Origin of the sequence: Microbacterium sp. CFH 31415 (genome assembly GCF_022538185.1) — a bacterium.
Classification (GTDB): domain Bacteria; phylum Actinomycetota; class Actinomycetes; order Actinomycetales; family Microbacteriaceae; genus Microbacterium.
This window is the reverse complement of sequence record NZ_JAKYXC010000003.1, coordinates 122,671-142,330: the sequence shown is the minus strand read 5'-3', so window position 1 is coordinate 142,330 and position 19,660 is coordinate 122,671. Positions and strand designations below refer to the sequence as shown.

Below are 19,660 nucleotides of genomic sequence, written 5' to 3'. Positions count from 1 at the left end.
AAGCCTGACAGGAGCGATCGGATGCCGCACCCGAGCCTCCATCTTACGGACGCGCCGATTCCGGACCGGCCATGTGACGGGTGAGCCGGTCAGCCGGGCGCGACGGGAGGCAGCTCGGCCTCGACCTCGGGTTCGGGTTCACGCTCGCGGGGCCGGACGGTGCCGCCCGTCGCGGCGAGCCAGCATCCGAGGATCACGAGCGGGAACCCGAGAAGCAGCCCCAGCGTCAGGCTCTCGCCGAGGATGATCGTGCCGAGGAGGATCGCCACCACAGGGTTCACGTAGGTGAACAGCGGCGCGCGCACCGGACCGACGCGCGCGATGAGCGCGAAGAACACGATGAACGCGACAGCCGTGCACACGACGCCGAGGGCGATCAGCGCGAGCGTGGCGTCGATCGTGGGCACTTCGTGCTGCGTGAGCATTCCGATCGGCAGATAGAAGACGCCGACCGCGAACAGGGCGAGGGTGATCGTGCCGAGCGCCGGCACGTCTTTCAGCTTGAGCGCGATGATGAACGGGGCGATCGCGTAGAGGATCGCGACGAGCAGGATCTCCCCGACGGCGACGAGCCCTCCTCCTCCCTCGATCGCCAGCCCGGGCCCGGCGACGATCACGGCGACGCCGGCGAAGCCGACGACGAGCCCGATCGCGCGGGCGGGCTTCAGCACCGAGCGGTCGCCGCCGCCGAACGCGATCAGCGCGGCGAACAGCGGCACCGTCGCCACGAGGAGTCCGGTGAGTCCGGACGGGAGGGTCTGCTCGGCGTGGCCGAGCAGCAGGAACGGGCCGGCCATCTCGATCGCGCCGAAGGCGAGCACCCAGCCGATCTTCGACCACGCCGGGCGCAGCGCCTTCTGACGCAGGGCGAACGGCAGCAGGATGAGCGCGCCGATGAGCGTGCGCCCCGCGACCACCGCCGCGGGCGAATACGAGTCGACCGCGACCTTGATGAACAGGTACGGGACGCCCCACACCACCGCCATGATCGCGAAGAGCACCCACGCCCGGGCGTCGAATCGCTGAATGGTGCCGTTCACGTCGCCTCTTTCATCGCTCCAGAGTGCAGGGCGCCCGGTCGCACCGCGACGCACGCGACTGCCAACGTACCGCGGACTTCGGACACCGATCCTCGCCCGGCGCACCCGACCGCTGGGCTGCTGAAGGTGCCCCCGGCTCAGACCGAGCGCCGGCCCTCGAAGGCGCGGCCGAGCGTGACCTCGTCGGCATACTCGAGGTCGCCGCCGACGGGGAGACCCGACGCCAGGCGCGTGACGCTGATCTCGAGGGTGTTCAGCAGGCGACTGAGGTAGGTGGCCGTGGCCTCGCCCTCGAGGTTGGGGTTCGTCGCCAGGATGACCTCCTGCACGGTGCCGTCGGCGAGGCGCTGCATCAGCTGGGTGATGCGCAGGTCATCGGGGCCGATGCCGGCGATCGGGCTGATCGCGCCGCCGAGCACGTGGTAGAGACCGCGGAACTCGCGGGTGCGCTCGATGGCCGCCACGTCCTTCGCGTCTTCGACGACGCAGATGAGGCTGAGGTTGCGTCGCGGGTCGCGGCAGATCGAGCAGCGTTCCTGCTCGGAGACGTTGCCGCACACCTCGCAGAAGCGCACCTTGTCGCGCACCTCGGCGAGCAGCTGCGCGAGGTGCGACACATCGAAGTTCGGCGTCTGCAGGATGTGGAACGCGATGCGCTGCGCCGACTTGGGGCCGATGCCCGGCAGACGGCCGAATTCATCGATGAGGTCTTGGACGATCCCGTCGTACATGGGCTAGCTGAACCTCGTCGGCGGCTCGTAGGGCTCTTCGCGCACGAACGTCGCGCCGAGCATCTGGCGCACCACCGCTTCGCCGTAGCGCTGGACGCCGTCGTTGCGCGTCGTCACCACCGGGGGCAGCGGCGGCGCGACGACCGGCGGAACCGGGACGTCGGCCGCGGCATCCGTCGGCACGTCTTCCTCTTCGTCGTCGGGCTCGATCGACGGCTCGACGTCGGCGGCGCGGAGCACCTCGCCCTCGCGGACCGGAGCCAGCGTCGCGATGCGCGACCGTGCGGCGGCGTCTTCGGGCTCGTCGTCGACCGCGAACTGCCCTGCGGATAACGCCGCCGGCGGACCCGGGTCGGGCGGCGGCGCGTCGGCGTCGCTCGGGATCGGGGCCACAGCCCACTCGGTGACCGGAGCGGCGGCCGCCGGGGCCGCGGCACGTACCGGAGCGGGCCGCGAGGAGGCGGGCGGAGCGGCGGGAGCCGCCCCCTGCCCGCGCGGCGCCGAACCGCCGCCGTCGTGCTTGGCCAGATACTTCACCCGGATGCCGAGCACCGCCAGGATCGCCTGGCGCAGGTCTTCGCTCGGCCCACCGCCCGCCGCCCGCTGCTTGAACTTGGCGACGTCGGACTGGCTGGCGAAGGCGAGGGTGAGCACATCGTCGTCGAGACCGGCGACCTCGGCGTTCGAGGCGAGCAGCCATGACGTGCGGCTGATGCCTTCGAGGCGACTCAGGATCTCGGCCCACGCGGTGCGCATGCGCTCGAGCGTGACCGGGCCGTCGGGCACCGGGGTCGGCGCCGGCGCGGCGACCGGCTCGGGAGAGGACGCGCCCGCCGGCGCCGCCGGGACCGCGGCAGGTGCAGGTGGCGCAGCCGGCCCGGGTGCGGGCGCCGTGGGCGCGGCTGCAGGCTCGATCACCGCGGCGGTGCCGCGGGCGGTCGTGGCCACCGTCGGCCCAGCGGAGGCGGGTTCAGCCGGAGGGCGCGCAGGCTCGACCACGGGCGCGGCAGCAACCGGCGCAGCAGCCGCAGGGGCGGCAGCGGCCGCAGGCGCAGCCGCAGGCGCAGCGCCCGCAGCAGGCGGGGCCGCGGCATCAGCTCCCCTGGCCAGCACTCGTGCGACCATGAGTTCGAGCTGCAGCCGCGGCGAGGTGGCGCCGGTCATGTCGTCGAGCGTGGCGATGACGAGGTCGGCCGTGCGCGAGAGACGCACAGTGCCGAACGCGGCGGCCTGGCCCTTCATGCGCTCGAGGTCTTCGGTGGAGATTCCGCGCAGCACCGCGGCCGCGCCATCGCCGGTCGCGTCGACGACGATGAGGTCGCGCAGCCGCTCTAGCAGATCGTCGACGAAGCGGCGCGGATCCTGCCCCGTCTGCACGACCCTGTCGACGGCCGAGAACGCGGCCTGCGCGTCGCCTGCGGCGAACGCATCGACCACCTCGTCGAGCAGCTCGGCATGCGTGTAGCCGAGGAGGGCCACGGCACGCTCGTAGCGGACCTTGCCCTCTTCGGAGCCGGCGATCAGCTGATCGAGCAGCGACAGCGTGTCTCGCGGCGAGCCGCCACCGGCGCGGACGACGAGCGGCAGCACGCCCTGCTCGACCTTGACGCCTTCCTGCCCGCACAGCTCTTCGACGTACGACAGCATGGCCCCCGGCGGCACGAGCCGGAACGGGTAGTGGTGCGTGCGCGAGCGGATCGTGCCGATGACCTTCTCGGGCTCGGTCGTGGCGAAGATGAACTTGACGTGGTCGGGCGGCTCTTCGACGAGCTTGAGCAGAGCGTTGAAGCCCTGCGGCGTCACCATGTGCGCCTCGTCGAGGATGAAGATCTTGAAGCGGTCGCGCGCCGGAGCGAAGACGGCCCGCTCGCGGAGGTCACGGGCGTCGTCGACGCCGTTGTGGCTCGCCGCGTCGATCTCCACGACGTCGAGGGACCCGCCGCCGCCGCGACCCAGCTCGACGCAGCTGTCGCAGGTTCCGCACGGGGTGTCGGTGGGCCCCTGTGCGCAGTTGAGGCATCGGGCGAGGATGCGCGCAGACGTGGTCTTGCCGCAGCCGCGCGGCCCCGAGAAGAGATAGGCGTGCCCGACGCGGTCACCGCGCAGCGCAGTCATGAGCGGCTCGGTGACCTGCGACTGGCCGATCATCTCGCCGAACGACTCGGGTCGGTAGCGGCGATAGAGGGCGGTGGTCACCAGGACAGCCTACGGCGTGGCGACGACATCGAAGCAGGCGTCCTCACGCGTCGGCGCCCTCCTCGATGTCGGCCGCGCCGATGACGATCGGGATCGACGCCGTCACCGTCGGCACCGACGCCGACAGGTACGAGCCGTCCTCGCGCTGCACCTCGGTCAGCTCGCCCAGGGTGGGTCTGCCGGGGATCACCGGGCCCTGCCCCTCGAGCCGCACGGAAACTTCTTCGCCGGCTCCGACGACGTATCCCGTCCCCCGCACGCTGAATCCGACGGGATCGCCCTCGGATGCCGCGACGCGCAGCTCGTCGCGCGTGACGGTGATCTGCAGCCGGGTGCCGTGCCAGTGCAGCACGAACGACAGCTCGGGCCAGTCGGCGGGCAGGCGGGGATCGAACGAGAGCTCGCCGAAGTGGTCGCGCATGCCGCCGAAGCCCGACACCAGCGCCGTCCACACGCCGCCGGCCGACGCCACGTGCACGCCGTCCGCCGCGTTGTGATGCAGGTCGGCGAGGTCGACGAAGATCGACTGCCGGAAGTACTCGAGCGCGAGGTCCTGGTAGCCGACCTCTGCGGCCAGGATCGCCTGCACCACCGCCGACAGGGTCGAGTCGCCCGTCGTCAGCGGGTCGTAGTACTCGAAGTCGGCGAGCTTGTCCTCGTCGGAGAAGTGGTTGCCCTGCAGGAACAGCGCCAGCACGACGTCGGCCTGCTTGAGCACCTGGTACCGGTAGATGACCAGCGGGTGGAAGTGCAGCAGCAGCGGCCGCTTGTCGGGCGGCGTGTTCTCGAGGTCCCAGATCTCGCGCTCCAGGAAGACATGGTCCTGGGGGTGGATACCGAGATCCGGGCTGAACGGGATGTGCATCGCCTCGGCGGCACGCTCCCACCCCTCGGGCTCGGCGGGGTCGAGGCCCAGTCGGTCGGCCATCCGCCGGTACACCTCGCCGTCGACCTCGGCCATCTCACGCACGGTGCGCGCGGCGAAGCGCAGGTTGAAGCGGGCCATGACGTTCGTGAACAGGTTGTCGTTGACGACCGTCGTGTACTCGTCGGGACCCGTCACACCGTGGATGTGGAAGGTCTCCTCGCCCGCACCTTCGACGGTGCGCCAGAACCCGAGCGTCGCCCACAGTCGCGCCGTCTCGACGGCGATGTCGACGCCCTCACGGTAGAGGAACTCGGTGTCGCCGGTGGCGCGGATGTACTTGGCCAGCGCATACGAGACGTCGGCGTTGATGTGGTACTGCGCCGTGCCCGCGGCGTAGTACGCGGACGCCTCTTCGCCGTTGATGGTGCGCCAGGGGAACAGCGCGCCGTGCTCGTTGAGCTGGAACGCCCGCTTGCGGGCGGCCGGCAGCATCAGATACCGCATCCGCAGCGCGTTGCGCGCCCACAGCGGCGTCGTGTACGCCAGGAACGGCAGCACGTAGATCTCGGTGTCCCAGAAGTAGTGGCCGCTGTACCCCGACCCGGTCATGCCCTTCGCGGGCACGCCCTGGCCGTCCGCCCGGGCGGACGCCTGAGCCAGCTGGAACAGGCACCAGCGCGTCGCCTGCTGGAGGTCGTCGTGCCCGCCGATCTTCACGTCGGAGCGCTCCCAGAACCCGTCGAGCCACTCGCGCTGCCGGGTCGCCACCGTGTCCACGCCGAGCGTGAGCGCGCGGTCGAGAGTGCGACGGCAGCGGTCGACGAGTTCGCGCGCCGGGACGCCGCGCGACGTGTGGTAGCTCACGAGCTTGGTCACGCGGATCGGGACGCCGGCCTTCGCCTGCACGCGGAACACGTTCTTCGCGATGTCGGGCTCGATGAGCGTGCGTGCCGAGTACGGGTTGTCGGTCTCGACGATGTGGTCTGCGACGACGGCGAGCGTCATGCCGGATTCGGTCACGCGGTAGGACAGCGCCGACCGCAGGCCGTCCTGCCAGTACTCCTGCGGCTGCAGCACGCGCTCCTGGATGCGCTCCGCCTTTCGCGGGTCGAAGCCCGCCTTCTTGGGCGCGGTCGGGGTGCCCCCGTAGACGTCCTCGCCGTCCTGACGATTGATCAGCTGGCAGCTGACGGTGACCGGCGCGTCGGCATTCAGGACCGTCACGTCCACCGTCATGACCGACAGGTGCTTCTCCTCGAACGACACCAGCCGGGAGTACTCGATGCGCACGTCCTTTCCGGACGGCGTCGTCCAGAGCACGTGACGGCGCAGCACGCCGTCCCGCATGTCGAGCACGCGCTCATACTCGCGCACGTCGGCGACGTCGAGCGACAGCGGCTCGTCGTCGACGTAGACCCGCATCACCTTCGCGTCGGGGGCGTTGACGATCGTCTGGCCGACCTCGGCGAATCCGTACGCCTGCTCGGCGTGGCGGATGGGGAACGTCTCGTGGAAGCCGTTGATGAACGTGCCGTCCTCGTGCGACTGACGCCCCTCGGGGTGGTTGCCGCGCATGCCGAGGTAGCCGTTGCCGACTGCGAACAGGGTCTCGGTGACACCGCTGTCCTCGAAGTCGCACTCCGTCTCGACCAGACGCCAGGGGTCGACGGGGAACCGGTCGCGATCCATCATGGCGTGGTCTCCTCGGGGCGGGTCGGGGTGGCGATGGCGGGCACGAGCTCGGCCAGGTCGTCGACGACGACGTGGGCTCCGGCATCCGTCAGGGCTTGCTCTCCTGCACCACGGTCCACGCCCACGACGAGCGAGAACCCTCCCGCCGCAGCCGAGGCCACGCCGCTGAGGGCGTCCTCGACGGCGGCGCTGCGCGCAGGGTCGACGTCCAGCATGCGCGCGGCTTCGACGAAGACATCGGGAGCGGGCTTGGAGGCGAGGTGGTCGCGCTCGGCGATGACGCCGTCCATCACGACGGCGAACCGGTCGCGGATGCCGGCGACGGCGAGCACCTCCTCGGCGTTCTTCGAGCTCGACACGACGGCGACCGGGGTGCCGGCCGCGGCGAGCGCGTCGAGCAGGGAGAGGGAGCCCGGGTAGGGGGCGATGCCCTCATCGCGCAGGACCGTCTCGAACACGACGTTCTTGCGATTCCCGATGCCGCACACGGTGTCGGCCGTCACGGGATCGGACGGGTCGCCCCAGGGCACCTCGACGTCGCGCGAGCGCAGCAGGCTCGCGACGCCGTCGTAGCGCTTCTTGCCGTCGAGGTGATCGAAGTAGTCGCGTTCGGTGTACGCGGGCGTGATGTCCCAGGCGGCGAACAGCGCCTCGAACATGGTCTGCCATGCGTGCATGTGGACTTCGGCGGTCGGGGTCAGCACGCCGTCCAGATCGAAGAGCACGGCGTCGTAGGCGGACAGGTCGGGCAGGGCTTCGGTGGACACCAGTCAAGGGTAGCGAGGGCGGCTCAGCCCTGCGCCACGCTCACGGTCTGTCGGGCGATCTCGAGCTCCTCGTCGGTGGGCACGACGAGGACGGTCACGGCCGAGGCATCCGTCGAGATGATCCGGATGCCGCGGCCCGGCGCCTGATTGCGCTCGTGGTCGACCTCGATCCCGGCGAAGCCGAGCGTCTCGAGCGCCGCCGCCCGCACGAGCGGGGCGTTCTCACCCACCCCCGCGGTGAACGAGATGACGTCCACGCCGCCGAGCTGGGCCAGATACGCACCCGCGTACGCGCGCAGCCGATGGACGTACACCTCGTACGCGAGGATCGCCTGCGGGTCGCCGCGCTCGACGGCGGCGCGGATGTCGCGCAGGTCGGACGACCCGGCGAGCCCGAGCATGCCGCTGCGCTTGTTCAGCAGGTCGTCGAGGTCGTCGATCGACAGCCCGTCGCGGCGGGCGAGGTGGAACAGCACTGCCGGGTCGATGTCCCCCGACCGGGTGCCCATCACGAGCCCCTCGAGTGGCGTGAAGCCCATCGAGGTCTCGACCGAGCGTCCGCCGTCGACGGCCGTGACTGACGCGCCGTTGCCCAGGTGGAACACGATCTGCCGGAGGTCGGCGAGCGGGCGGCCGAGGAACGCCGCGGCCGCCTCGCTCACGAACTTGTGGGAGGTGCCGTGGAACCCGTAGCGCCGGATGCGGTGGGATGCCGCGAGCAGGGCGTCGATCGCATACGTGTAGACGTGCGGCTCGAGAGTCTGATGGAAGGCGGTGTCGAAGACCGCGACGTGCGGGACATCGGGGAACGCGGCCTTCGCCGCCGTGATGCCGGCGAGGTTCGCAGGATTGTGGAGCGGTGCGAGCACGGAGAGCTCGTCGATGTTGATCTCGACGAGCGGCGTGATCAGGGTCGGCTCGAAGAATCGCGCACCCCCGTGGACGACGCGGTGACCGACCGCGATCGGCGCGTGCTCGTCGAGGGAGGGGCCATCGGAGGCGAACGCGTCGAGCATGACGCGGAAGCCCGCGGTGTGGTCCGGGATCGGCAGCTCGCGCGTGTGCGTGGCGTTCAGCATCGTCGGCGCCGGCCCGTCGGCCGGCGGCGCGACGACGGTGTGGGTGGCGCGACCGGTCGGCTCGCCGATCCGCTCGACGAGGCCAGACGCGAGCGTCGTCTCGGTGTCGATGTCGATGAGCTGGTACTTGAACGACGACGAGCCGGAGTTGACGACCAGCACCGGAGACATGCTCACTCCCCCTGGGCCTGGATCGCGGTGATCGCGATCGTATTGACGATGTCGTCGACGAGCGCGCCGCGCGACAGGTCGTTGATGGGCTTGTTCAGGCCCTGCAGCACCGGCCCGATCGCCACGGCTCCGGCGGAGCGCTGAACCGCCTTGTAGGTGTTGTTGCCCGTATTGAGGTCGGGGAAGATGAACACCGTGGCGCGGCCCGCCACATCGGAACCCGGCATCTTGGCCGCCGCGACGGCGGCGTCTGCGGCTGCGTCGTACTGGATCGGCCCCTCGACGAGGAGCTCCGGAGCCCGCGAGCGGACGATGGCCGTGGCATCCCGCACCTTCTCGACCTCTGCGCCCGAGCCCGACTCCCCCGTCGAATACGACAGCATCGCGATGCGCGGCTCGATCCCGAACTGCGCAGCAGTGGCCGCCGATGAGATCGCGATGTCGGCGAGCTGCCCCGACGTCGGATCGGGGATCACGGCGCAGTCGCCGTAGACCAGCACGCGGTCCGCGAGCGCCATCAGGAACACGCTCGAGACCACCGAGACACCCGGTGCGGTCTTGATGATCTCGAAGGCGGGCCGGATCGTGTGCGCGGTCGTGTGCGCTGCGCCCGAGACCATGCCGTCGGCCAGTCCGAAGTGCACCATCATCGTGCCGAAGTACGAGACATCCGTCACGGTGTCGGCCGCCTGCGCGACCGTGACCCCCTTGTGGGCGCGCAGCCGGGCGTACTCCGCGGCGAACTTTTGGACGTGCACGGCATCGAGCGGCGACAGCACCTCCGCCGCCTGGATGTCGATGCCGAGCTCGACCGCACGGGCGCGCACCTCGAAGGGCTCGCCCAGGATCGTGAGGTCGGCGATGCCCCGCTTGAGCACCGTGGCCGCCGCGCGCAGCACGCGGTCGTCGTCGCCCTCGGGGAGCACGATGCGCTTGCGCCGGGCGCGGGCGCGCTCGATGAGCTGGAACTCGAACATGAGCGGCGTGACGACGGTCGCGCGCGCGACGCCGAACGCCTCGAGCAGCTCGTCGGTGTCGACGCTCTGCTCGAAGAGCGCGAGGGCGGTGTCGTAGCGTCGTTGCGAGTCGGCGGCCAGCCGGCCCCGGGTGCTCATGATGCGCGCGGCCGTCTCGTAGGTGCCGAGCTCGGTCGTCACGATCGGCACGTTGGATCCGAGTCCGTCGAGCAGGCGCATGACCGGCTCGGGCAGGTCGAAACCGCCGTTGAGCACGATGCCCGAGATGGAGGGGAAGGTGCCGGACGCGTTCGCGAGGAGCGCGGCGAGCAGCACCTCGGCGCGGTCGGCCGCGATTACCAGGACGGCGCCTTCGAGCAGTCGCGGCAGGACGTTGACCATCGACATGCCCGCGACCACGACGGCGAGCGCCTCGCGCGTGAGGCGCTCCGGGTCCCCGGCGAGCAGCTCGCCGCCGACGGAGCGCATGATGCCGCGCATCGAGGGGGCGACGAGGAACCGGTCCTCGGGGATCGCCCACACGGGCACGCGCTTGCCCGGACCGAGCGCGGTCTCGACCGACCGCCGGATGGCCGCGATCGTCGCCTCGGCCTCGGACTGCTCGGCGCGGTTGGCCACGACGGCGAAGAGCTCCGCGCGGCCGTGGGCGAGTTCGGCGAGCGCGAGGTCGGCGATCTTGCCCATCTCGGCTGCGGTGCGCGGCAGCGACGAGCCGAGCTGCTCGGGACGCGTCTGGGTCTGCGCCGACCGCCCGCCCAGCACGAGGAGGACGGGGGCGCCGAGGTTCGCGGCGATGCGCGCGTTGTAGCCGAGCTCGGCCGGGCTGCCCACGTCGGTGTAGTCGCTGCCGAGGATCACGACCGCGTCGCACTGCGCTTCGACCGCCTTGTAGCGTTCGACGATCGTCGCGAGCGCGGCATCCGGATTCTGACGCACGTCGTCGTAGGTGACTCCGATGCAGTCCTCGTACGGCAGCTGGACGCCGTCATGGTCGAGCAGCATCTCGAGGACGTAATCGGGCTCGGCGGTGGAGCGGGCGATCGCCCGGAAGACGCCGACCCGAGGAGTCGCGTGACTCAGCGCGTCGAGAACACCCAACGCGACGGTCGATTTGCCGGAGTGGCCTTCTGCTGACGTGATGAAGATGCTCTGCGCCACGCGACCAGCCTATGGGCGACGGGCCTCACGCGGGGCGCGTGCGCCGCTGCACGCGGATCCCCGGGGAAGAGCGGGAAAAGTAAGACTCTCCGCGAACCCGGCAGAGCCTGGTTACCCTTGCTACGTTTCCGTCCTGGGGGAGTTGGCCTGGATGCCGCCTCGCGGAGAGCTGACACCAGTCTAACCCGGTCGCGCGGCGGGGCGTGACCTCGACCACCCGGTCACCCGGCGAGCGGGATCACCCGCACTCCCCCGTCAGGCTCGGCGATGACCAGCGCGCGGGGGGCCGAGACCCCCTCGAGTGCGGCCGGGAGGCGCGCAACCCAGGCTTCGTCTACCGACCCGGCTCCGTCGGTCGCCTGCCAGAGGACCACGGATGCCGCAGTCGCGGCCTTGACCCGCTCAGCGATGTCGGCGGTGGCGGCGGCTGCGACGAGCACGATGCGACCCACCGTGTGAGGCCGCTCGGGCGCGGCCTCCTGAGCGAGGGCTCGGTCGCGTCGCCAGACGGCGAAGTGGTACGCGAACACGATCGCGGTGGCCGCCAGAAGGCCGACCGGCCCGCGGATCCGCTCGATGAGCCCCCCGGCGCCGCCCGGGTCGAGCACGAACTCGAAGATGCGGTAGCCGATGATGAGCAACGTCACGATGGCGGTGATCGCGCTCGCCCCGAACACCGCGACCAGGTACACCCGTCGCGCCGTCGACGCGGCATCTTCGACCGGCACTGGCCGCCCGGGCCGCCAGGCGAGCCACCACACCGGCAGACCGATCACGAGCGCGCTGAGACCGCCGAGCAGCAGTGTGCGGGCGTTGTCGCCCGCCAGCGTCGGCGTCAGCGCAGCCAGAAGCGCGTTGACCACGACCCCGAATCCGCTCGCCGCGCCGATGAGCGCGACGGCCGAGACGACGAGCCGGGCGCCGCGTCGCGTCGCGTCGTCGCGGGCGACGACGACCCGCGCGTGGATCACCCAGACGATGCCGCCGACGAGGGCGGCGGCGATCGCGCGGTCCAGTGGCGCGATCGCCTCGGCGGCCGGCACGGTGTCGAGCGCCAGGCGCAGCAGCACGAAGAGCACCGTGCCGATCGCGAAGAGCGTCACCGCAGCGGCCGCACCCACCACGATCACGAGCGCGACACCGGCGAAGGCACCGGGCGCGGTGCGCGCACCCTCGCGCCGCCAGTGCCACCACCACACCAGCCCGCCGAGCGCGGTCCACACGAGCGACTGGAGCAGCGGCACCCACCATTGCTGCGCACTCGCCAGCGGCACCGCCACGACGGCGAGAGCCTCCCCGACGAGGGCGGCCAGCCCCGCGATCGCGCCGGTCGCGAAGACGCCGACGCCGTACACCCAGCCGAGGATCGCGCTGAGGTCGGCCAGTCGCGCGGGCGACAGCCGCGCGCTGCGCCGCAGCGATCGGTGCCAGAGCCACACGCCCGTCCACACCACGCCGGTCGCGAGGCTCCCCGGGCGCCACACCCCATCGATGCCCGCCGCGACGGCGGAGCTGAGAGCGACCGTCGCGGTGACGAGCGCCGTGGTCGACATCGCCGCGAGGTAGAGCGACCATGCGAGCGACGCCCGGTCATCCGAATCGAGCAGCCGGCGCCGTTCCCACCACCACAGCAGGCCGGCGAGCGGGGCGCCGATGAAGGTGAAGGCCAGCGACTGAGCGAGGGCAGCGGTGCCTCCCGCCAGGGTGATCGTGCCGCCGATCGCGCGCTCGAGCAGGCCGCTCAGCCCGATCGCGGCGACGGTGACGAGCGCGAACAGGATGACGAAGACGATGACCCGGCGGACGACCCCCTGCGCCCGGCCGGGCGCGGCCGGCGCGCCGGATGCGGCCGGCGCAGTCACAGGCCGGCTCCGCTCTGGTCGCACACCGTGAGCTCCCACGGGGAGGTCGCGATCAGCCACTGACCGCCGACCTGCTCGAGCTGGAAGACGCCGTCGGTCTCGTACTCGTCAGGGCCGAGCGGCCCCGACCCGTACACCGTCGCGATGACCACCTCGACGCGCGCGGAGTCGCCGTCCACCGTCGTCTCGGTCAGCGTGACGCGGTGATCGCCGTCACCCCCGCCGGTGCGGCTGCAGTCCTCGGCGATCTCGGGGATGAGCAGCTCGATCGCCGCCCGCGTGTCGCCCTCGATCACCGCCTGGCTGTACTGCTGCACGACGCCCTCGGGGCTCTCCGGATCGAGGGTCGCGGTTCCGCCGCGAGTGAAGACCGCGATCAGCGCGATCACGATCACCAGGGCGACACCGCCGAGCAGGGCGATCAGCACGCCGCGCGTGCGCTTGTCGTGGTCGGTCATGGCCACATCATGGCACCGGGGCGCCCCGCGTCACAGCAAGAGAGCGGTCCGCGCGCCCAGCGTTCTCCCAGCGGCGGCCATACCGCTCCCATTTCCCCGCGGTTAGGATCGGTCGCGGGGCGAGGATGCCCGCACCACCCGACACGCTCGTTCCAGGGCGCGACAGGAGTCTGCGATGGTCGATACCGCGATGACGGAGCAGGCGCGTGCGCGCGGGGCGCTGACGGCAGAGGACTTCGCCCGCACGACGGACGCGATCCTCGGCGGCGTGGGCAGCGTGATCGACGGCAAGCCGGAAGCGGTGCGCAGCGCGCTGGTGTGCCTCTTGGCCGAGGGGCACCTCCTCATCGAGGACGTGCCGGGCGTCGGCAAGACCATGCTCGCGCGGGCTCTGGCCGCTTCCGTCGACGCGACGGTGCGCCGCATCCAGTTCACTCCCGATCTGCTGCCCGGTGACGTGACCGGCGTGAGCGTGTTCAATCCCGTCGAGCGGGAGTTCGAGTTCAAGCAGGGAGCGATCTTCGCGAACATCGTCATCGCCGACGAGATCAACCGGTCGTCCCCCAAGACCCAGTCCGCGCTGCTCGAGGCCATGGAGGAGCGCCAGGTGACCGTCGACGGTCACACGCACTACGTGCCCGAGCCGTTCCTCGTCGTGGCGACGCAGAACCCGCTCGAGATGGAAGGCACCTATGCCCTTCCCGAGGCCCAGCGCGATCGCTTCATGATGCGCATCTCGATGGGCTACCCCGACGAGCGGTCCGAGGCGCTCATGCTGCGTCAGCGCGACACGCTGAACCCCCTCGACCAGCTGTCGGCGGTCGTCTCGGCCGACCAGGTGACGGAGCTCATCTCGTGGGCGCGCGCGGTGCATGTCGCTCCCTCCATCGAGGATTACGCGGTCGCCCTGGCGCACGCGACACGCACCCACTCCGACCTGCGGCTCGGCGCGAGCCCCCGGGCGACCCTGCAGCTCGTGCGGGCGGCCAAGGTGTGGGCGGCGCTCGACGGACGCGGGTTCGTCATCCCCGACGACATCACGGCCCTGCTCGCGCCGGTGTTCGCGCACCGTCTCATCCCGACCCGCTCGGCCGGCGGCGCGCGTGCGCGCGGGGCAGCCGACGCCATCACGACGATTCTGGAGCGCATCGCCTCGAACGTGCGCGTCCCCATCGCGCCACGTCAGTGAGTCCGCGATGAGACGCCTGTGGCCGCTGACGGTGCGAGGCACCGGAGCGCTCATCCTGGCGATCACGTGCTTCGTGATGGCGAACGAGTTCGGCATCACAGAGCTCATGTACTTCGGCATCCTGCTGCTGGCGGTGGCCGGCGCGAGCATCGCGTCGCTCTATCTCACCCGGCGCACCGATGTCGTGACGCGGTCGTTCACGCCCGACGTCGTGACCGTCGGCCGCACGTCGACCGTCGCCGTGCGCGTGGGCGTGCGCACTGCGGTTCCCACCCCGCCCGGCACGTGGCACGACGCGCTCCCGAAGGGACTCCGTGGCCGTTCGGAGGGCGTGTTTCCCGCGCTCGGATCGGGGCTGCGCGGCGGCGAGAGGGTGGTCGACCTCTCCTACACGGTGACCGGCGTGAGGCGCGGTGTGCACTCCATCGGACCGCTCTCGGTGCGCTCGACCGATCCGTTCGGACTCGCGCGGCGCCGCACCCTGTTCGGCGAGCGCACGGCGGTGACGGTCGCCCCCGCGCTGATCGACCTGCCGCCACTGACCGACTTCGCCGGCGAGACCGGCGGCACGCTGCACACCACGACGAACCAGCTGGGCCAGGGGGCGGACAACCTCGTCGCCCGGCCGTACATCCCTGGTGACTCGATGCGCCGCATCCACTGGCGCGCGACGGCCCACCGCGACGAGCTCATGGTGAGGCAGGAGGAGCAGGAGTCGACGCCCGAGGCGAGCGTCGTCCTCGACCGGGGCGTGCTGCGCTGGGCGGCCGAGGCGATGCAGGCACCTGGCACGGACCCGGGGTTCGAGATGGGGGTGTCGGCGTGCGTGTCAGCGGTGGCGCGCCTGGTGCACGACGGCTACGCGGTCGAGGTGCTCGACTCCGACGGCACCGTCCTGGCCGAGCGGATCGACGGCGGCGACATGGTCGAGGTCGAGGCGCTCCTCAGCCACTTCGCGACCCTCACGGCGCGCCGGGACGACAGCCTCGCCCGGCTCACCCGGCTGTTCGCCGGCGTCATGACCGGGCCGGTGATCCTCATCGTGGGGCGGTTCGATCCGTCCGACGCAGACGCGATCGCACCGGTCGCGCACCACAGCACGCTGCCGATGGTGCTCGCGGTCGGACCGCTCGGCGACGCGCTCGACCGAGCGGCCGACCACGGCTGGAGGGTCGCGGCGATCGACCCGGACGGCGATCTCGCGGCGGCGTGGGGCAATGCGGTCGGCCGAGGAGTGAGCCATGCCGTCCTCTGACGACTCCCCGCGCACGCGGCGCGGCGGCGAGTGGCTGCTCACCCTCTCTCTGCTGGTGGCGCTGCTGGCCGCGCTCATGCCGGTCATCGGCGTCGTCAAGCCGGGCGGCTGGCTGCTCGGCTCGGTCGCCATCGCGACCCTCGTGCTCGCCGCCGGCTACGGCGCGCGGCGTCTCCGCCTGCCGGCCGTCGCCGTGAGCCTCATCGAGGCGGGCGTCTGGGTAGCCGTGATGACCGCGGTCTTCCTTCGCGACACAGCCCTGCTGTGGGTCATCCCGACCCCCGAGACGATCCGCGCGGTGCCGCCCCTGTTCGACGACGCGATGGACGAGATCATCCTCGGCGCCGCGCCGCTCGAAGGCACCGTCCCGCTCGCGTTCCTCATCGTCGGCTCGATGGGACTGCTCACGATCATCGTCGATCACGTCGTGCTCACCGCGCGGATGCCGCTGCTGGCGTCGATCGGGATCGTCGCGGTATCGCTCATCCCGGCGATCGCGGTGCCGCGCGAAGTCGATGTGGTCGCCTTCGTGTTCCTGGCCGTCGCGATCCTCTTCCTCATCCGGGCCGAGACCCGATCGCGCGAGCGCCCGCTCGAACGCGACGCCGAACGCACCGCCGGCGTGCCCGCGACAGCGCTCGGGATCGGTGCGATCGCGGTTGTGGTCACCCTCGTCGCGACGCCGCTCCTGCCCCAGCCCCTTATGCGCGCCGGGACCGGCCTCGGCGGGGGCCCCGGGATCGACGCGACGCTGCAGCTCGGTGACGACCTCCGCCGGCCGGAGCAGATCGAGGTGCTGCGGGTGCGCTCGAACGCCCCGTCGCCGCCGTATCTTCGGGCGACGACGCTGTCGCGGTTCGAGGGCGGCGTGTGGGAGCCGGACCGGGTGCGCACCGTGCCACTCGACAGCGAGTTCGGCCTGGGCTCGGTGAGCGTCGCCGAAGACGTGCGGCTGGCGGAGTACACGACCGACGTCGAGGTGATGAGCCTCGCCTCGGTGTGGCTGCCTGTCCCGTACCCGGCGGTCGACGTCACCGGCCTCGACGGACGCTGGGCGGCCGTTCCCTACAACCGCACCGTCATCTCGCAGTCGGGCACGACGCAGGGCCAGGCGTACACGGTCGTCTCGAACCAGGCGCGTCCGACGCTCGAGCAGATCCGGTCGTACAACGCGGGCGGACCCGAGCTTCGCGACGAAACCACCCAGGTCCCGCCCGAGACACCCGCGATCGTCACGGAGCTGGCCGCTGAGGTGACCGCGGGCGCCACGAACGACTACGACCGCCTCATCGCGATGCAGCGCTGGTTCCGCGGCGGCGAGTTCCGCTACTCGCTCGAAGCCCCGGTCGAAGAGGGCTTCGACGGCAGCGGCGCCGAAGCGGTCGCCGAGTTCCTCGAGCGGCGACAGGGCTACTGCATCCACTTCGCGTCGGCGTTCGCACTCATGGCCCGCACCCTCCACATGCCGACGCGCATCGTGATCGGGTACCTGCCCGGCGTCGCGACCACGGATTCCGTCGGCGACCAGGTCGTCTACTCGGTCTCGAGCTCGCTGCTGCACGCGTGGCCGGAGGTATACTTCGACAACGCCGGGTGGATCCCGTTCGAGCCGACCGCAGGGCTCGGCGTGCCGACATCCTTCTCCCCCGCCGCGTCGCTGCCGGGCGAGACCGACGATCCGAACTCCCCCACCCCCGGCGCGACGCCCTCACCCACGCCCAGCTCCGAGCAGGGACCCAACGGCCCGCTCGACCCGCGCGACGACGCCCTGCCCGGCACCCCGCTCGGCACCGCGAACCCGCTGCCGATGCTCGGCGTCGTTCTGCTGATCCTGTTCGTCCTCTCCCTGCCGTTCCTGGCACGCGAGCTGCGGCGCCGGCAGCTCACGCTCGCGGCGCGGGGCGGCGACGCCGCAGCGGCGTGGATGATCGTGCAGGATGCCGCGATCGACGCCGGCATCACCGTGCCGGCGAGCGAGACCCCGCGCGCGTTCGCGCAGCGGCTCATCGACCAGCACGGCGCCTCCGCCGACGAGATGTACACGCTGGTGGTCGCGATCGAGCGGGCCTCGTATGCGCCCGCCGGTGGGCGGGACTACTGGATGGGAGATGCGGCGATGGATGCTGCGACCGCCGTGCGCGCGCAGCTGCTGGCGGCGGCCCCTCCGGCGCGCCGCATCCTTGCCGTCATCGCCCCGCGATCGCTCATCGTGCGGCCCGGGAGCGTGTACGCAGGAGGCGCTCCCGCGACCAGGTAGGATGGCCTGTGGCCCTCCGGGGCCGTGGAGGATTCGCCTAGTGGCCTATGGCGCACGCTTGGAAAGCGTGTTGAGTGAAAGCTCTCAGGGGTTCGAATCCCCTATCCTCCGCCACCCCGATCCCGATGTGTTCAAGGGATCGCTCGCTCAGCCCGTGCTGGCGGCCGTCTGTGCTGCTGATTCGGCGTCAGGACTCACGTGAACTGGGCGATGCCACCAGTCAATGCAGAAAGTCGGGCTACTCCGATCGGCTCCTCCGCCAGCAGCGGGACGATAGCCACGCGGTCCGCCAGCTCCCGAACGCGGGCAATCTGTGCCACCTCGTTGCGCGCGCGCACGCGCAGAAACGCCGATTCCGGCTGGGCGGCGGCGATCGAGTTGTTCACCACCCACGCCCAGGGGTGGATGCCGGCTCTCTGCAGGTCGTCTTGCAGACTCGCCGACTCGAGGACCGGGGTCGTCTCAGCGAGGGTGACCAGAATGACCTTCGTCTGAGCGGGATCTTGCAGACGCATCAACGGCGTGGAGTACGCCAGGTTCGCGGCGCCCATCTGTCGTGCGATCTCACGGTGGTAGGAGCCGGCGGCATCCAGCAGCAGCAGCGTGTGACCGGTGGGGGCTGTGTCCATGACGACGAAAGTGCGGCGGGAGTCGTGCACGGCCCGCGAGAACTGCTGGAAGACGGCGACCTCCGCCGTGCACGGCGACATCAGATCTTCGGCAAGTGCCGCGCGGCCCGCCTCGTCCAGGTCCCTTCCCTTGGTCGCCATGACGCGAGCTCTGTACTGCTCGAGCGCAGTGTCGGGGTCTATCCGCGTCACGGTGAGCCCGTCGACTTCTGCACCGAGCGTGTCTGTGAGGTGGGCGGCTGGATCGGTCGTCGTGAGGAGCACCTCATGGCCGCGCTCAGCCAGGGCGAGTGCGACGGCAGCCGCGATCGTCGTCTTGCCGACGCCACCCTTGCCCATGCACATCACGAGTCCGTGGCCGTCTCGCTCGATCTCATCGATCAGCGTCACCAGGGGTGCATCGCCCGCATCCGCGAGATCCGTTGATCCGGGATCCGTCATGTCAGCAGAACTCGACACGAAGAACGCGAGAAGGGCGTCGAGGCCGACAACATTCTCGGCCTTGAGGTCCAGCACGTCGCGCGGCAGGTTCGCAATCGCCGTGGGCATGTCCGACATCGCGGATGCCTCCCTCGCGCGCAACGCGCTCGCGATGGGCTCCTCACCAGCACTCTCGGGAAGAACGCCGTTGATCACGACGAATCCGTTGCTCATGCCGATCGCCGCCAGTTCGGAGAACGTCCGCTGGATCTCCTTCAGCGCCGATGGCTGCGGGCGTGCGACCAGAATGAGCCTGGTTCGGGCGGGGTCGGTGAGGGCTTCCACCGCGGCGGCGTATGTCGCACGGTGCTTGTCGAGTCCGGCCAGCGGGCCGAGACACGACGCTTCGCCGCCGGTGGAGAGGAACTCGGTCCAGGACCCTGGCAGCTGCAGCAGTCGAATGGTGTGGCCGGTAGGTGCGGTGTCGAAGAGGACATGGTCGTACTGCCCGTACGCGGTGTCGTCCGTGAGGAGCTGGGTGAACTCGTCGAAGCAGGCGATCTCGGTCGTGCACGAGCCCGAGAGCCCTTCGGTGATGCTCGCGAGCTCCTCATCGGGCACCAAGCCGCGCGCAGGTCCTATGATGCGCTCCCGGTACGCCTCGACCGCCTGCTCGGGGTCGATCTCCAACGCGGCCAATCCCGGCACAGCAGGGATCGCCGTCACGTGGTTGCCGATCGTGAGGCCGAACACCTGGCCCAAGTTGGATGCCGGGTCGGTGCTCACGAGCAACACGGGCCGCTCGAGGGCCGCGAGACGGACCGCTGTGGCACATGCGACCGATGTCTTGCCGACGCCGCCCTTGCCGGTGAAGAACAGGAACCGTGGAACGTTGTCGAGGAATCTCATCT

At 70.9% G+C, this 19,660-nt stretch carries 13 protein-coding genes, 1 tRNA gene and 1 other RNA gene; 4 read left to right on the top strand and 11 right to left on the bottom strand.

All coding sequences use genetic code 11. From position 1 onward, the window contains the following. Positions 1 to 89: 89 nt before the first annotated feature. The 10 genes from MK786_RS04705 to MK786_RS04660 all read right to left on the bottom strand — a co-directional run bounded on the left by MK786_RS04705 (position 90) and on the right by MK786_RS04660 (position 12,999). Entirely contained in the window at positions 90 to 1,040 is a 951-nt protein-coding gene (locus MK786_RS04705) for a DMT family transporter (protein WP_241111081.1), read from the bottom strand. A gap of 137 nt (positions 1,041 to 1,177) precedes the next feature. Continuing rightward, positions 1,178 to 1,771 carry a recombination mediator RecR gene (gene recR / locus MK786_RS04700; RefSeq protein ID WP_241111080.1) on the bottom strand — a complete coding sequence of 198 codons (594 nt, stop codon included), beginning with the start codon at positions 1,769 to 1,771 and terminating at the stop codon, positions 1,178 to 1,180. 3 nt (positions 1,772 to 1,774) lie between these two features. Then, positions 1,775 to 3,967 carry a DNA polymerase III subunit gamma and tau gene (locus tag MK786_RS04695; RefSeq protein ID WP_241111079.1) on the bottom strand — a complete coding sequence of 731 codons (2,193 nt, stop codon included), beginning with the start codon at positions 3,965 to 3,967 and terminating at the stop codon, positions 1,775 to 1,777. Positions 3,968 to 4,010: 43 nt separating this feature from the next. Then, positions 4,011 to 6,527, bottom strand: coding sequence for a glycoside hydrolase family 65 protein (locus MK786_RS04690; RefSeq protein ID WP_241111078.1), 2,517 nt, complete (start codon positions 6,525 to 6,527; stop codon positions 4,011 to 4,013). Then, the gene (locus MK786_RS04685; protein WP_277397294.1) at positions 6,524 to 7,297 is read right to left on the bottom strand and encodes an HAD-IA family hydrolase; all 774 of its coding nucleotides are present in this window, start codon (positions 7,295 to 7,297) and stop codon (positions 6,524 to 6,526) included. Before MK786_RS04685 ends, MK786_RS04690 begins: the two co-directional genes overlap by 4 nt. Positions 7,298 to 7,317: 20 nt before the next feature. Further along, positions 7,318 to 8,544 (bottom strand): acetate/propionate family kinase, encoded by a 1,227-nt coding sequence (locus tag MK786_RS04680; RefSeq protein WP_241111076.1) that lies wholly within the window; start codon positions 8,542 to 8,544, stop codon positions 7,318 to 7,320. Between the two features lie 2 nt (positions 8,545 to 8,546). Next, on the bottom strand, positions 8,547 to 10,679 hold the full coding sequence (pta, locus tag MK786_RS04675; RefSeq protein ID WP_241111075.1) for a phosphate acetyltransferase: 2,133 nt from the start codon (positions 10,677 to 10,679) through the stop codon (positions 8,547 to 8,549). Positions 10,680 to 10,756: 77 nt separating this feature from the next. After that, positions 10,757 to 10,853: signal recognition particle sRNA small type (gene ffs / locus MK786_RS04670), an RNA gene on the bottom strand. A gap of 47 nt (positions 10,854 to 10,900) precedes the next feature. Then, a complete protein-coding gene (locus MK786_RS16425) occupies positions 10,901 to 12,541 on the bottom strand; it encodes a DUF5671 domain-containing protein (protein ID WP_241111074.1) in 1,641 nt (546 codons plus the stop codon). Then, a complete protein-coding gene (locus MK786_RS04660) occupies positions 12,538 to 12,999 on the bottom strand; it encodes a hypothetical protein (RefSeq protein WP_241111073.1) in 462 nt (153 codons plus the stop codon). Before MK786_RS04660 ends, MK786_RS16425 begins: the two co-directional genes overlap by 4 nt. A 175-nt stretch (positions 13,000 to 13,174) precedes the next feature. On the opposite strand from MK786_RS04660, the gene MK786_RS04655 reads away from it, so the two are divergent. The 4 genes from MK786_RS04655 to MK786_RS04640 all read left to right on the top strand — a co-directional run bounded on the left by MK786_RS04655 (position 13,175) and on the right by MK786_RS04640 (position 17,814). After that, positions 13,175 to 14,188 carry an AAA family ATPase gene (locus MK786_RS04655; RefSeq protein ID WP_374200424.1) on the top strand — a complete coding sequence of 338 codons (1,014 nt, stop codon included), beginning with the start codon at positions 13,175 to 13,177 and terminating at the stop codon, positions 14,186 to 14,188. Between the two features lie 7 nt (positions 14,189 to 14,195). Then, a complete protein-coding gene (locus MK786_RS04650) occupies positions 14,196 to 15,443 on the top strand; it encodes a DUF58 domain-containing protein (protein WP_241111072.1) in 1,248 nt (415 codons plus the stop codon). Then, a complete protein-coding gene (locus MK786_RS04645; RefSeq protein ID WP_241111071.1) occupies positions 15,430 to 17,700 on the top strand; it encodes a DUF3488 and transglutaminase-like domain-containing protein in 2,271 nt (756 codons plus the stop codon). Before MK786_RS04650 ends, MK786_RS04645 begins: the two co-directional genes overlap by 14 nt. A 26-nt stretch (positions 17,701 to 17,726) precedes the next feature. Continuing rightward, a tRNA-Ser gene (locus tag MK786_RS04640) sits at positions 17,727 to 17,814 on the top strand. Positions 17,815 to 17,894: 80 nt separating this feature from the next. On the opposite strand, the gene arsA is transcribed toward MK786_RS04640, so the two are convergent. Then, positions 17,895 to 19,658, bottom strand: a complete 1,764-nt coding sequence (arsA, locus tag MK786_RS04635; RefSeq protein ID WP_241111070.1) for an arsenical pump-driving ATPase — start codon at positions 19,656 to 19,658, stop codon at positions 17,895 to 17,897. Positions 19,659 to 19,660 lie beyond the last annotated feature (2 nt).

Excerpts from the sequence above, each read along its gene's own strand:
- MK786_RS04660 (WP_241111073.1), bottom strand. The coding sequence starts at position 12,999 with ATGACCGACCACGACAAGCGCACGCGCGGCGTGCTGATCGCCCTGCTC.
- MK786_RS04655 (WP_374200424.1), top strand. The coding sequence starts at position 13,175 with ATGGTCGATACCGCGATGACGGAGCAGGCGCGTGCGCGCGGGGCGCTG.
- MK786_RS04690 (WP_241111078.1), bottom strand. The coding sequence starts at position 6,527 with ATGATGGATCGCGACCGGTTCCCCGTCGACCCCTGGCGTCTGGTCGAG.
- arsA (WP_241111070.1), bottom strand. The coding sequence starts at position 19,658 with ATGAGATTCCTCGACAACGTTCCACGGTTCCTGTTCTTCACCGGCAAG.
- MK786_RS04680 (WP_241111076.1), bottom strand. The coding sequence starts at position 8,544 with ATGTCTCCGGTGCTGGTCGTCAACTCCGGCTCGTCGTCGTTCAAGTAC.
- recR (WP_241111080.1), bottom strand. The coding sequence starts at position 1,771 with ATGTACGACGGGATCGTCCAAGACCTCATCGATGAATTCGGCCGTCTG.
- MK786_RS04645 (WP_241111071.1), top strand. The coding sequence starts at position 15,430 with ATGCCGTCCTCTGACGACTCCCCGCGCACGCGGCGCGGCGGCGAGTGG.
- MK786_RS04650 (WP_241111072.1), top strand. The coding sequence starts at position 14,196 with ATGAGACGCCTGTGGCCGCTGACGGTGCGAGGCACCGGAGCGCTCATC.